Source organism: Dyadobacter flavalbus, assembly GCF_006149045.1.
GTDB lineage: Bacteria > Bacteroidota > Bacteroidia > Cytophagales > Spirosomataceae > Dyadobacter > Dyadobacter flavalbus.
Map to the genome: position 1 here is coordinate 241111 of NZ_VBSN01000038.1, position 13201 is coordinate 254311.

9 protein-coding genes are annotated in these 13201 nt (G+C 45.2%); 1 reads left to right on the forward strand and 8 read right to left on the reverse strand.

Annotated elements, in window-relative coordinates; all coding sequences use genetic code 11:
• Window positions 1-3: 3 nt before the first annotated feature.
• The 5 genes from FEM33_RS12770 to FEM33_RS12790 all read right to left on the reverse strand — a co-directional run bounded on the left by FEM33_RS12770 (window position 4) and on the right by FEM33_RS12790 (window position 7276).
• A complete protein-coding gene (locus tag FEM33_RS12770; RefSeq protein ID WP_139012405.1) occupies window positions 4-930 on the reverse strand; it encodes a hypothetical protein in 927 nt (308 codons plus the stop codon).
• A 106-nt stretch (window positions 931-1036) separates the two neighbouring features.
• Window positions 1037-2119 carry an HU domain-containing protein gene (locus FEM33_RS12775; protein ID WP_139012406.1) on the reverse strand — a complete coding sequence of 361 codons (1083 nt, stop codon included), beginning with the start codon at window positions 2117-2119 and terminating at the stop codon, window positions 1037-1039.
• A gap of 29 nt (window positions 2120-2148) precedes the next feature.
• Window positions 2149-3819: a TonB-dependent receptor gene (locus FEM33_RS12780; protein ID WP_139012407.1), complete on the reverse strand. Its 1671-nt coding sequence runs from the start codon at window positions 3817-3819 to the stop codon at window positions 2149-2151.
• 35 nt (window positions 3820-3854) lie between these two features.
• The gene (locus FEM33_RS12785) at window positions 3855-6872 is read right to left on the reverse strand and encodes a tetratricopeptide repeat protein (protein WP_229214225.1); all 3018 of its coding nucleotides are present in this window, start codon (window positions 6870-6872) and stop codon (window positions 3855-3857) included.
• Window positions 6873-7024: 152 nt separating this feature from the next.
• Entirely contained in the window at window positions 7025-7276 is a 252-nt protein-coding gene (locus FEM33_RS12790) for a hypothetical protein (RefSeq protein ID WP_139012409.1), read from the reverse strand.
• A gap of 65 nt (window positions 7277-7341) precedes the next feature.
• Between FEM33_RS12790 and FEM33_RS12795 the strand changes: the two genes are divergently transcribed.
• On the forward strand, window positions 7342-8334 hold the full coding sequence (locus FEM33_RS12795; protein ID WP_229214226.1) for a tetratricopeptide repeat protein: 993 nt from the start codon (window positions 7342-7344) through the stop codon (window positions 8332-8334).
• A 2-nt stretch (window positions 8335-8336) separates the two neighbouring features.
• On the opposite strand, the gene menD is transcribed toward FEM33_RS12795, so the two are convergent.
• The 3 genes from menD to pnp all read right to left on the reverse strand — a co-directional run bounded on the left by menD (window position 8337) and on the right by pnp (window position 13187).
• Complete coding sequence (gene menD / locus FEM33_RS12800; RefSeq protein ID WP_139012411.1) at window positions 8337-10046, reverse strand: 2-succinyl-5-enolpyruvyl-6-hydroxy-3-cyclohexene-1-carboxylic-acid synthase; 1710 nt, start codon at window positions 10044-10046, stop codon at window positions 8337-8339.
• A gap of 75 nt (window positions 10047-10121) precedes the next feature.
• Entirely contained in the window at window positions 10122-10985 is an 864-nt protein-coding gene (locus FEM33_RS12805; RefSeq protein WP_015810559.1) for a sigma-70 family RNA polymerase sigma factor, read from the reverse strand.
• Window positions 10986-11051: 66 nt separating this feature from the next.
• A complete protein-coding gene (gene pnp / locus FEM33_RS12810; RefSeq protein ID WP_139012412.1) occupies window positions 11052-13187 on the reverse strand; it encodes a polyribonucleotide nucleotidyltransferase in 2136 nt (711 codons plus the stop codon).
• Between the last annotated feature and the right edge of the window lie 14 nt (window positions 13188-13201).

The window sequence follows — 13201 nt, forward strand, 5'->3', positions numbered from 1 at the left end:
TGCTTACCGTGATCGTATTTTAAATGTAATTGTTCCCACGGATTCATCCGGAACATTATCCGATTTAGGCACAAACGTCAGATCACGGACAGCGCTTTTGTATTTGTTTACAACCGCATAGTCAGTAACTGTCGTACTTTGCGTGATAATGCTTTTTACACGCCCGTTCTTATCAACAGTGATTTTGAAAGTAATGTCGCCGGTGGCATCTGAATTATCGTCCACAACCGGTTTACGTGACCAGCTCCATCCGGATAGGCTCAGCCCCACCGCAGTGCCCCCGCCACCGCCTTCTCCTTTGTACGTTTTGGCAAAAAGGCTTCCGCTTCTGGAACCTTTGTCACCTACGCCTTCCGCATCATCTCCGTTATTATTTCCGCCAACCCCGCTCCTTGTCCCGTTGGTGCCATTGCTCCCGGATTTGCTTCCGGATGACTTTGTGAAAAGCGCATCCCTGTTGACAGCCTTTTCAGGTGCCGGCTTGCTGACCGGGGCCGATGTATTTTCGCTTCCGGCAGATTTCTTTACATCTGTCTTTTCAGGCGCTTCAACCGGGCTTTCTTCTTTAGAAGCAATAACCGGTTTTTCCGCCACGGTTTTTACCGGCTTCGGAGACTCGATTTTCGGCGGTGTGGGCGGCGTTGGTCTGGGCGTTGATACAGACTTTACCTTTTTGACTTCGTCGGCATCTGCACGCATATTTTCGGCTACCTTGCTGTCATTTGGTTTATTGAACGTCTGCACATTTCCTCTTCCAACCTTTTCCGTTCCGTAATTCACTTCCACAAAAAGCTCCATAGGCGCTACTTTGGGCACCGAACTGTTCAGCCGTATAAAAAAGAACAATCCGAGCATGGCAATTGTAATTCCGAAGGACATAGCCCATGAAACTGCGATTCTCTGACGGTCTTCTGCCTGTTGTACAATCATTTTCTTTATGGTTTTCTTTTTTCAATCAACGTGTAATCAAAAAATATCTTGTATAAACGTAAAAAGAGGAAGCCGGTTATGCTTCCTCTGCCAATTTCCTGATTTTCTATCTTTTCCTGTAAACCCAGCCGGCTTCACCAATGACTGTTTTCAGTTTGGCGGAAGCACGGTAAGCATCATTTTCGTTATCAAAACCGCTGACGGCCACTTTCACCTTTTTGCTGTATTTATCAGCGGGTATAATAATGGTTTCGGTAAAGCCTTTTGCCTGTAATTCTTTCAGCAGGATCCCAGCCTGCCTTGCTCCTTTGAATGCGCCTGCAATGACATAAAACCTGGCATCCGCCGGCATAACAGAAACGGGCTTTGCAACGACAGCTTCCTCCTTAACAACAGGTTTAACAGCCACCTCGGTTTTAGTAGTCGCCGCGGCGGAATCAGGCACGGCTGTTTTGGCAGCTTCCGCAACATCAGCAACCGGCTTTTCAGCAGCTTTGGGTGTTACTTTAACAACCTTGACCTTCTTTTCTTCCTTTACCGGCAATGACTTACTGGCAAATAGCTCGGTAAAAGGATTAAGTGTACTTTTGATATCTGCACGTGAATTAACGAGAAAGAAGCTCAGCCCGCATAGCAAGCCTGCAATCACCGCAGCAGTTGCCCAGTTCGACCATTTGATAACCGTTGTTTTTACTTCTTCCAGTTCAGGAACCTCCACCGCTTCTTTTGAAACAAACTTTTCATGGAGAGCAGCAGCTGCTGGCCTTGCCTTGAACTCCTGAACCTTTACTTTCTGGAATCCATACCATTCGTCCTTGAAGTATTTTTCCGTGCTTGGCTCAAATACAAGTTTGCCTTCAATATTTTTACTGAACTCACCAATTCCTGCAATCCTTGCACGACCATCTTTTTCCAGCCTGGAACGCAGCTGGTCAGTATATTTTCTTACGTATTCAACCGCTTCCGCATGTGTCAGCTGCTGGTTTCTTGAAATGTAGTTAGCCAGAAATCCGTCATCCAGTTTCAGAAACTCATTAAATGCCAATTTTTTAACCGGTGGTGTAAACAGCCCGGAACTGGTATCGTAAGCAGCCGGGATCTGATGCGAGAGCAAGGCTCCGAACCCGGGAATGATTACGAATTCATATTCACCGACTAGTTTTCTGATGATGGTTTCGACTGCGATCATGGAGCGTCTATTGTGTTAACTGAGCGAAGTTAAAAAGAAAACGATAATCCTCCAATAAAGTTAAGTCCTTGCTGCGGATAATACTGATACCGCTGATACTGTTTGCCGAACATGTTGTTAATGGACACAAATGCAGAGAAGTTCCTGGTTAACAGGTAATCAATCTTCAGATTAAGGTCTGTAATAACGGGCAATCGGGTGACAGCTCCGCTCTGAAAATTTTTCGCTTTTATCCCTTTTAAAACGTAAAAATCAGTTGTTACAAACAATTTTTTACTAATCGACAATGCATTAAACCAGTTTAACGTAAGATCCGGACGATGCCAGGCTTCCTCCACCGCGCCGACGGAGTAATCAAAAAAGTTTACTTTAAGCGAAGTTTTAAAAAGGTCATTAAAGTTGTAGCCGGCCTGGCCTGAAATGGTCAGCACCTTTGTTTTTGCGTTATCATAAATGATCGAGAACTTGCTTGTATCGGCCAGCGAATTGTTGAAATTGTAAAAATTACGGTACTGGGTATAGGCTACTTTACCTTCATAACTGAAACCCGAGGTGGTCTCGCCTTTTACACCGCCGCTGATTTCAGAATTCTTCTCCGTATTAACGATTAAAACATTCGGCCCGAGCCACTGGTTTTCGCTCAGCATGCTGCGCAATGTATTCCGGACCAGATCTCCGTTCCAGCCTGCAAACACATGCAATCCTGTAAACGGTGTTACATCAATGTTCAGCACAGGAAAAGCCTTTGTCTTATTGATAGCCAGTTCGCTGTCTGTTTCATTTACGGCATTGATCCCGGCCGTTACGGAATACAGTTCGGTAACGTATTTGAATGTAGGCTTCACCCTGAACAGATTCCGGTTGTAGGTAAACTGGTCAACACGCTGCGATACAAAGGCATCCGCTTCCAGCAACGCATAAAAACTTTCCGTGATGGGTACCGATGCCATCAGCTGCGTTCCCCAGTCCAGTTCAGACGCATTGTAACGGTCACGAAGCGTATGCAGGCTGGTTTTGACGGAATAATCAACTGCAACAGAAGCATCCGTATTTTCAAAACCCAGGTTAATCCCGAACTGGTTGATCGTTTGTCTCAGACTGTCTCTGTTCACAATATAACTTTCCGGCTGCGGCTTGTAGCCGTAGAAATAGTAGTTTTTACGGTCATAATCAAGCGATGCCTCTACTTTGTACGTATTCCGGATGTACTTGCCGCCGACCTTGAAGTTGGTAGAAGCATTGGCCGAATTCTTTTCATCCACCGGCCCGCTGGCAGCAGACAAATGTTTCAGCTGCGTTGTAAAAACCAGATCTTCCGACGGCCTGGCACCCACGAACGCTTCGCCCAGAAACCGTCCGTAATTGCCTCCGCCCAGCTTGATATAATTGTTCAGTACGTCGGGCTGTTCCTGTCTTTGCTGTTCATCGGAGGAAACACCAACGGCAGGCGTTAGTTTCGGTGAAGCAATGTTGATCTGCGGATCAATGATTTCGTAGTTGACTTTCTTTTTTCCTGCTTCGGTTTGTACGGGCTGCACCTTATCAAAAACACGGTTTGCCGGAGCGAACTCGATGCTCTTTTCTTTGACAATCTCGTAAGTCTGGCTTTCAATTTCTCCTTTTTGTGCAAAGGAAAGCTGAACTGATAATCCGGTTAAAAGGAATACTAAGGAAAAACGCATGGCATTGAAATTCGTCATAAATGTATATTTTGTCTTTTTTCTCACGGAATGAATCATTTAAGTTTTTCAATCTGGGCCAGTTTGTCCTTTGCCAGCTGAACAGCCTCCTTGTCATCCGAGTTTTCAATGATCGAGCTTAAAGTAGCCTTGGCCTGCTTCATATCTTTCATTCCGACATATACCTCAGCCAGCAGAATAAATGACCTTACGCGCCAGTAATCATACCCTTCAAAATTCTTGCCCATTTCAATAATGGCCGCCTCGGCATCCTTGTATTTCTTGTTCCTGTAAAGGATCATGGCCGACCAGTAACTGGCTTCCGCGCCGTATTCATCTTTGGAAGCAGCCATGATTTTTCTGAATTCCTCAGCGGATTTGGCTAGATCGCCCCGGTCATACGGAACCTTGCCAAGATACAGCTGCGCTTTGCCGACACTTCCGGGAACTACATCGGCGGCATTGATGACTTCTCTTGCGTAATAAAGCGTAGAGTCATAGCTTTTCAGCGTATAATACGTGTCCATTAACCCGATCCATGCCTGCGCCTTTTCCTTTTTACTTTCCGAATTTCTCAGCAGCATCCTGTAACTCGTAACGGCATTGTTGAAGTTGCCGCGACCGATTTCCAGTTCCGCGGATCTTTGCGCTGCCGCACTAACGAACGTCGAACGGTTTTCCTGAATGACCTTTCCGAAATACTGCAGTGCTTCATTTATCTTCCCGATTTTATCATACGAAGAACCGATAAAATAATTGGCGTCATACTGATGCGGACTGGACGGATAGCTGCGGATGAATTCCTGAAGTGAGTTGATCGCATTTTCATACTTTTCTGCATAATAAAGGTTCCGTACATTGTCAAACTCGACTTCTTCCAGCTTTTCGTTTCCGGGATTGTTCTTTCTGACGACGCCAAGCACCTGTGTAAATTCCTCCGGACGGCCCACGGCAGTATAACTTTCCTGAATCCCTTCCAGTGCGCTGCTGGCAGATGGAGAATCCGGGTATTCAGTAAGTAATTTTCTGAAATCGACAATGGCTTGTTCGTATACCTGAAGATTGTAATAAGACTGTGCCCTTCGCAATAATGCAGCCGGAATAAGAACGCTGGTCGGCTTTTCATTGATCATGCGGGTGTAGCCTTTCACGGCAGCCGAATAACTCTGGTTCTGGAATTCAATGTCTGCCAGCTGAAAATAGGCATCATCCAGATAGTCGGAAGATTTATACTGTTTGATCAGCATTTCAAACTGCTGACGGGCCTCGGGTTCCCTGTTCATATATACGTAAGCACGTGCTTTCTGGAAAATCGCATAATCTTTATCTACTTTTCCTTTGGCAGCAACTTGCTCGTAAGTCCGGATAGCTTCATTGTAATTCTTGGCAGCGAGGTAACAATCGGCCAGTCGCGCGTAGGCATCTTCGATCATATCGCTTTCCATTCCCTCTATATTGTTCGTGAACTCCTTGAAGTAATTCAGCGCCTGCCCGTACTTTTTCTGATTATAGTAAATATATCCCAGTGCATACAGACTCTTTCTGGCGTAAATTCCCGATTTAGGATTTTTGGAGATCTGCGTATAAAGCTGTGCTGCTTCGTCTACTTTTTTAAGTCCGTATGTTGATTCTGCTTTGTAATAAGCAGCAGAATTACTGATTTCTTCATCAATCGGGAATTTGAGGGACTTATCGAAGTAAACAATCGCCGGATCAAACCTTTGCTGGTTGAATTCCGTGACGCCTTGATTGAAAGTAAGCCGTTGGTAAGTCCCATTGATTTTAGCATTACGCTTGGAAAGCCCTTCAATGTACTTGATGGCGCCTGTACTGTTGCTTGCATTGGAATAACCTTCCGCAACCAGCTCCGTTGCTTCTTCCACATGCTTGCTTTGCGGGTAAGCCGCCATAAAACCATTCAGTTCCTTAACTGCATCGTTGTTGTTTCCCAGGTCAAGCTGCACCTTGGCATGGTTATAAGCGGCTTCTTCTTTTACCGTGTTATTGAAGTCCAGCCTGGAAGCCTGGTCAAATGACGTTAAAGCATTGCTTAAACTATTTGTCTTTAAGTAGCTGATTCCCAATATATATGAAGCATACTGCGAAACAGAATCTTTCCCATTACCCACCGGCTTTAATGAAGTAATGGCACCGCTGTAATTGCCGCTCCGGAACTGTGCATGTCCGTAATGCAAAGCAACACTCGGCGGAATGGCGCCGGGCTTCATTCTTTTGTAACGTTCATAGGCCGTTACAGCCGCTGTGTAATCTCCTTTTTCATAATAGACTTCGGCAACATACAATGCGACATCATCCAGTTTAGCATTTCCTCTTTGCTGCGTCAGGAGCCTTTCACCATACTTTAAAAGCTCATCGTATTTTTTTAGCTGGTACAAAGATGAAATGATCCAGTTGGGAGCTTCATTTTTATAGTACTCGTGCGATTCTATTCTCAGAAAATCCTGATAAGCTTCTTCAAAATTGTTCTTCTGGTAATTAATGACACCTGCATAAAAGGACGCATCTGCAGAATTGGCGAAGCTGGATGCTGTTTTTACCTGGTTGAACAGCGGAAGCGCAGCATCCAGTTGCTGTGTTTTATAGTAGGACATGGCCAGCTGGTAGGTACTTTCCAGCTTTTTGGGATTGTTGCCCGGTAAGGTAACCGCCTTCTCCAGATAGGTAATGGCTTTTTCATACGAACCGCTTTCATAATAATACCGGCCCAGATCACCATAAATCTGCTGTGCCTTGGGATGCTCAGAGTGATTCTTGACAAAACGGTCCACCTGAACTTCTGCTTCCGGGTAATTCAGGTATAACCCGGTTACTGCTACGTAATATTCCGCTGTAACTTTGTTGTAATCACTGGTGCTCAGCAGCTTGTCCTTTGTATTAAGGAATTCTCCAAATTCCTGTCTTGCAGCGACATAGTTGGATTTTTCATAATATTCGAGGCCGTTGCGGAAATGCGCTTCCGGTTCGGTAAAACTCAGCGTGTTCTGAGCCGAAACAGAAGTTGCACCCATAAAAATAAGCGTTCCAACTGCGGAGGCGCTATGTTTAAAAATCATAGAAAGGGAGTTGAGGGAATTTTGATTTAAATTATTCTTGACCATATCCAGTTAAAAAGAGTATTTGCCTGCACACTTACCGCTCCGATTTGTCTGTAACTAACGAAATGTGAAACAAAACCGTATAGGTGCTTAATCATCACCAATAACCGTTAGAAAAGTATATTGTTTCTTCTTAAAGAATTTGAAAAATCATTGTGCATTTCACTGAACCGGTTTGTAACACCGGCAAGGAATGCTTCATCAATGCATGCTTCTATTTCTTCCTGACTCTGGATTTCGTAATCGTCGATTTTGTAAGTTTGCTCATACATGCCCGATTCGATCTTGACGATGTATTTATTATTCCATTGATAAAGCCCGATCTTGTACCCTGAACCGGGTAAATCCTTTATATATCTCATTTTAATTAATTATTTGTAACATCATGGTTATCAGATTAGAACTAATAGTAATACTAACTTTATTAGTGCTAAATATTTTAAGCTGCACCAGTCAGAGCAAAAAGGACGCCGCAGATTTCTTTCTCAAAGGCAACCAGGCCCTGAACCAAAAGAATTATGCCGAGGCCGTCCGGTTTTACAATGAAGCCATTGCCAAAAATGCAGATTTTTCAGACGCATATCTTAACAAAGGTATAAGTTTATTAAAAATGAATAAAGCGGAAGAAGCCTTTGACGTTTTGTCAGAAGCAATCCGGATTGATCCGACGCTTGTACAGGCCAATCTCGTACGGGCAGAAACCAGCCTTCAGCTGGGAAAAATGCGCGAAGCACGCCAGGATCTTCAGGATATAGAAAAGCAATACCGTGATTCCACACGTTACTTTCTGATCAAAGGTGACCTGCTGAATGCCGAAGGAAATGCATCGCTTGCCATTCCTGAATATGACAAAGCCATTCAGCTGAACAGCAACAATGTAGAAGCGCTGGTGAACCGCGGCGCAATCTATTACAACATGCATGCATACAAGCAGGCAAAAGATGATTTCAATTCTGCTGTCGCCATCAGCCCGTTGCTGCCGCAGGCTTTGAACAATCTGGGGCTTATAGCAACCCGGGAAAAGAACTGGCCGCTCGCCACTGCCTATTTTGACAAGGTGCTTGATGCTGATCCGGCCGATCCTTTTTCCCTGAACAATAAAGGCTATGTTTTGCTTCAGACCGGACAAGCTGAAAAGGCAAAAGAGCTCATCAGCCGTTCGCTCGAAAAACTGCCGGAAAACGGTTATGCGCTTCGCAACCTTGGGATGTATTATCAGATGAAAGGAAATATAGCCATGGCCGTTGAAACCTACAAGAAAGCACTTGATTTATCCGAACCCGTAGATATGCTGTACGGACTTGCAGGAAGCGCATACTGGCAGCAAAATAACCCGACAGAAGCATGCAGAATATGGAAGCAGGGAATGATCCTGAAAGACTCTGCTTCCATTGCCGAGGCGGGAAAAAACTGCAAATAAAATTATGCGCGGAACAAACCTTTCAGCGATTTCCATGCTTTTTCATTTTCATACGGATCGGTAAAGATTTCCAGCAGACTGATTGTCCTGCTTTCCAAGAATTCATGCAATGCTGTATGAAGCGATGGGATATCGGTTGCTCTGAAATAAGCAATCCCGGAATCGGCACAGGTCCTTTCCGCGGTAAAGGAATGACGGGTTTCAAAGTAAGTTTCAATTTCTGGCAATGCACCGGGGCCTTCAATCATCCGAAAAATATTGCCGCCTGCATTGTTGATAACTATGATTTTCAGATGCTGAGGCAACGGTGCAATAAGCAATCCGTTGCGGTCGTACAAAAATGCAACATCTCCGACGATCAGCAGCGTATCCTGATGATTGACCATTGCCGCTCCGATTGCAGTACTTACGCATCCGTCTATTCCGCTTGTTCCCCGATTGCAAAAAACGCCGGTTATCCCATTTGGGATTCCAAGGGCGTTTACATACCGGACGGACATACTGTTCCCAACATGTAACTGAAACGATTGAGTAATTGCCTTGAACACATTATCTATCGCCGTTAAATCATTTAACACCAACATATTTCTAAGAAATTTCGACCTTTTGGATCTCGTCTGATATTCCTTTTGAAGCCAGTTCTGCTTGAATCCGGCATCTGTCTCCGGTTCTGAGTTTTGAATAAACAGCTGATTATCAATTCTCTCAAAAAGGTTCTTAAAAAAGTAGCCGGCTGAAACCGAAACCTGCTTCGTCAATGACTGCATCGGGTCGGTCAGAAATTCATCTTCTCCAATGTGCCAGTGACGGCGCGGCGGGTTTTTACGGATAAATTGCTTGAATTCCTTTGAAATAAATGAAAGCCCGAAAGTAATCAGCAGATCCGGAACCAGTTCCTGGCCGGCAGCATTTAAAAACAGATCGTGACTGGTTATGAATTCATCATCCGGTATATTGGTGATGCAGTCGCCCAGAACAGGAATATCCCATTCTTCCGAGATTGTCCCGAGCACCTTTTTCAGTTCCGGATCAGGTTTGTTCTGTCCGCCGGCAATCAGAATTTTTGGAGAATCATCCCATTCATTCAGCAGTTCATGCCACACCGGTTCGGAAAAAATAACGCTGGAATCCGGCTTTTCAATAATCCGTATGGATTCGGATTCCTGAAAATGATCCGATTCGGACGGGTAAAACGGTTCACGGATCGGAACGTTAATATGTACCGGGCCCATCGGAACGGCACCCGCAAGATTTACGGCTTCATTGCTTATGCGGTTGATGGCCCATTTTACATCCTTATGTTCGTAATCGGATGAAAATTCAAACGACCTTTTAACGTGCTTGCCGAAGATTTCAGTTTGATAAATGGTTTGCCCGTCATATTGATGCAGCCATTCTTTTGGCCTGTCAGCGGATAAAACCAGCAACGGGACCTGCTGAAAGAAAGCTTCTGAAACGGCGGGTGCATAATTGTAAGCTGCACTGCCGGAAGTACAGATCAGAACCACCGGAATGTTCAGTTGCTGGGCCATCCCCAGCGCGATAAACCCCGCTGAACGTTCATCCATGCATACGTGTAATGAAAACCCTTTATGACGCGTAAAAGCCAGCGTTAAAGCTGCACTGCGTGATCCCGGGGATATGACAACATGCCTGATTCCTTTACGGTAACAAACGGCGGCAAGATCGATAAGCGGTTGTAAAATAGCCATACTGTAAATGAAAATAGCCTCGGAAAGAGGCTATTTAAATGAAATATTCAAAAATGAACTGATCGGTTTAGCAAATTAACCAAGATACGTTTTCAAAGCTTTGCTTCTGGAAACATGACGCAGCCTTCTGATGGCTTTTTCCTTGATCTGGCGAACTCTTTCACGAGTCAGGTTAAACTTCTCACCGATCTCTTCCAAAGTCATCGCATGCTCGCCATTCAGGCCGAAATACAGGGCAATGACATCCGCCTCGCGCTGTGTCAGCGTGCACAGTGCTCTCTGGACTTCCTTACGCAACGATTCATTGACAAGGCCTGAATCCGGCTTGTCTTCCAGATCATTTTCCAGAACATCCAGCAGGCTGTTTTCTTCACCCTGAACGAAAGGCGCGTCCATCGAAACATGCCTTCCGGAAATCTTCATGGTATCCACCACTTCCGAAGATGAAATTTCAAGTACTTCCGCCAGTTCTTCCGGAGACGGCTCACGCTCAAAGCGCTGTTCCAGTTCTGAGAAAGTTTTGGAAATTTTATTCAGAGAACCTACACGGTTCAATGGTAAACGTACAATTCTGGATTGTTCTGCAAGTGCCTGAAGAATGGACTGGCGAATCCACCAAACGGCGTATGAAATAAATTTAAAACCTCTTGTTTCATCAAAACGCTGAGCAGCCTTGATCAGACCCAGATTTCCTTCGTTGATCAGGTCACCTAATGACAAACCCTGATTCTGATACTGTTTCGCAACAGAAACCACAAAACGAAGATTGGCTTTGGTCAGTCTTTCCAGTGCAAGCTGGTCACCATCCCTTATTTTTTGAGCTAACGTCACTTCCTCATCCGGCGTTAACAAATCCACCTTACCGATCTCTTGCAAATACTTATCTAGTGACTGACTTTCCCGGTTGGTAATTTGCTTACTGATCTTTAGCTGTCTCATCTATTCTTTTATTAATATGTATATACAACGACATTAACTACTGTCCCTATTACAGAAAACAACATTTTACTCGTTTTTGTTCTCCGGTTTTGGCAGTAACACTTTACGTGATAAACGGTATTTTCCGGTTTTTTTGTCTATTTCAACCAGTTTAACCTGAACCTCTTCTCCTACCTCAAGAACGCCGTCCATTTTCTCGAGACGTTCCCATTTTATTTCAGATATATGCAGCAAACCGTCTTTTCCGGGTAAAAATTCCACGAATGCACCAAACGGCATAATTGATTTTACCTTTCCGGTATAAACCTCGCCAATTTCCGGAACAAGGATGATTCCTTTGATTCTGGAAACCGCTTTATCCATGGAAGTCTTGTCGGCCGAGAATATACTTACAAAGCCGGCACCATCTTTTTCTTCGATGGAAACGGTTGCTCCGGACTCTTTCTGAATATCCTGAACTACTTTTCCGCCAGGCCCGATTACTGCTCCGATCATCTCGCGGTCGATTTTGATAACCACGGCGCGCGGCGTATGCGGTTTCAGATCCGGACGGCTTTCCTGGATGGTTTTGTTCATTTCACCCAGAATATGCAGCCGGCCTGCTTTGGCCTGCATCAGTGCTTCAGTCAGTACTTCAAACGAAAGCCCGTTCACTTTCATATCCATCTGGCAGGCCGTAATTCCGTTTTCGGTACCGGTTACTTTGAAGTCCATATCACCCAGGTGATCTTCGTCACCGAGAATGTCGGAAAGAACAGCGTATTTGCCGGTCGCTTCATCCGAAATCAGTCCCATGGCAATCCCGGAAACCGGCGCTTTTATTTTAAGGCCTGAATCCATCAGCGCAAGCGATCCTGCACAAACCGTGGCCATGGAAGACGAGCCGTTGGATTCCAGAATATCGGAAACGATACGGATGGTATATGGATTATCTTCCAGCGGCGGCAATACTTTTTTCAATGCGCGCAGAGCCAGGTTTCCGTGTCCGACTTCTCTTCTGCCTGGACCGCGGTTCGGCTTTACTTCACCGGTTGAAAATCCCGGAAAGTTATAATGCAGCAGGAATTTGCTGTATCCGTATTTCATCGGCGTATCCACAATCTGCTCGTCATTTTTCGTTCCAAGCGTTACAGTGGTCAGCGACTGTGTTTCTCCTCTTGTAAAAAGTGCAGATCCGTGTGCGTTCGGAAGAAAATCAACTTCCGAAGCAATTGGCCTTACTTCATCCAGCTTGCGTCCGTCCAGACGCTTTCTTTCATCCAGCACCAGGCGGCGTGAGCCTTCCCATACCAGATCATTGAAATACCGCTTGGCAAGACCTTTGTTGAATTCTTCCTCTTCCGGAACCGTTGCTATAAACTCTTCCCAGACGCCTTTGAACCCATCTTTGCGAACCTGCTTGTTTGCAGAACCGACCTGTGCCACTGCATATATTTTATCGTAGCAGTAAGATCTTACGCGTGCTTCCAGCTCTTCATCCGCTTCGTCGCCCACGTATGTTCTTTTCTCTGTTTTTCCGACCGCAGCTTCAAATTCTTTCAATGCAACGCACTGATCTTTGATGGCCGCATGCGCCACTTTAAGCGCTTCAATTACTTCTTCTTCTGAAACCTCGCTCATTTCGCCTTCCACCATGGCGATGTCATTGTAAGTGGCGCCCACCATCAGTTCCAGCGTGGCACGTTCCAGCTCCGCAGAACCGGGGTTGATCACGTATTCACCGTCCACTTTGGCAACACGTACTTCAGACACCGGGCCGTTGAACGGAATATCCGAAGCGGCCAGTGCAGCTGAAGCCGCCAGTGCAGCCAGCGCATCCGGCAATGCAGTCTGATCTGCAGAAATCAGCAGCAGGTTAACCTGTACTTCAGCATGATAATCATCGGGGAACAACGGACGCAGTACACGGTCAACCAGACGGCTGATCAGTACTTCATGATCCGACAGTTTTCCTTCACGACGCTGAAAGCTTCCGGGAATTCTTCCGGCGGAAGCAAATTTCTCCTGATAATCAACAGACAAGGGTAAAAAATCCAGACCCTCTTTTATATCTTTATTAGCAACAACCGTTGCAAGCAGCATGGTATTGCCCATTCTGACAACCACGGATCCGTCCGCCTGTTTTGCTAATTTTCCTGTTTCAATAGTGATTTCCCTGCCATCCGGTAAGGTTATAGTCTTGTTAACTATATTAAAGAGCATAGAATATTTGATTT

Bases quoted from the DNA above. Each gene is read 5' to 3' on its own strand.
- FEM33_RS12770 (WP_139012405.1), bottom strand. From the start codon at position 930: ATGATTGTACAACAGGCAGAAGACCGTCAGAGAATCGCAGTTTCATGG.
- FEM33_RS12775 (WP_139012406.1), bottom strand. From the start codon at position 2,119: ATGATCGCAGTCGAAACCATCATCAGAAAACTAGTCGGTGAATATGAA.
- FEM33_RS12780 (WP_139012407.1), bottom strand. From the start codon at position 3,819: ATGACGAATTTCAATGCCATGCGTTTTTCCTTAGTATTCCTTTTAACC.
- FEM33_RS12785 (WP_229214225.1), bottom strand. From the start codon at position 6,872: ATGATTTTTAAACATAGCGCCTCCGCAGTTGGAACGCTTATTTTTATG.
- FEM33_RS12790 (WP_139012409.1), bottom strand. From the start codon at position 7,276: ATGAGATATATAAAGGATTTACCCGGTTCAGGGTACAAGATCGGGCTT.
- menD (WP_139012411.1), bottom strand. From the start codon at position 10,046: ATGGCTATTTTACAACCGCTTATCGATCTTGCCGCCGTTTGTTACCGT.
- FEM33_RS12805 (WP_015810559.1), bottom strand. From the start codon at position 10,985: ATGAGACAGCTAAAGATCAGTAAGCAAATTACCAACCGGGAAAGTCAG.
- pnp (WP_139012412.1), bottom strand. From the start codon at position 13,187: ATGCTCTTTAATATAGTTAACAAGACTATAACCTTACCGGATGGCAGG.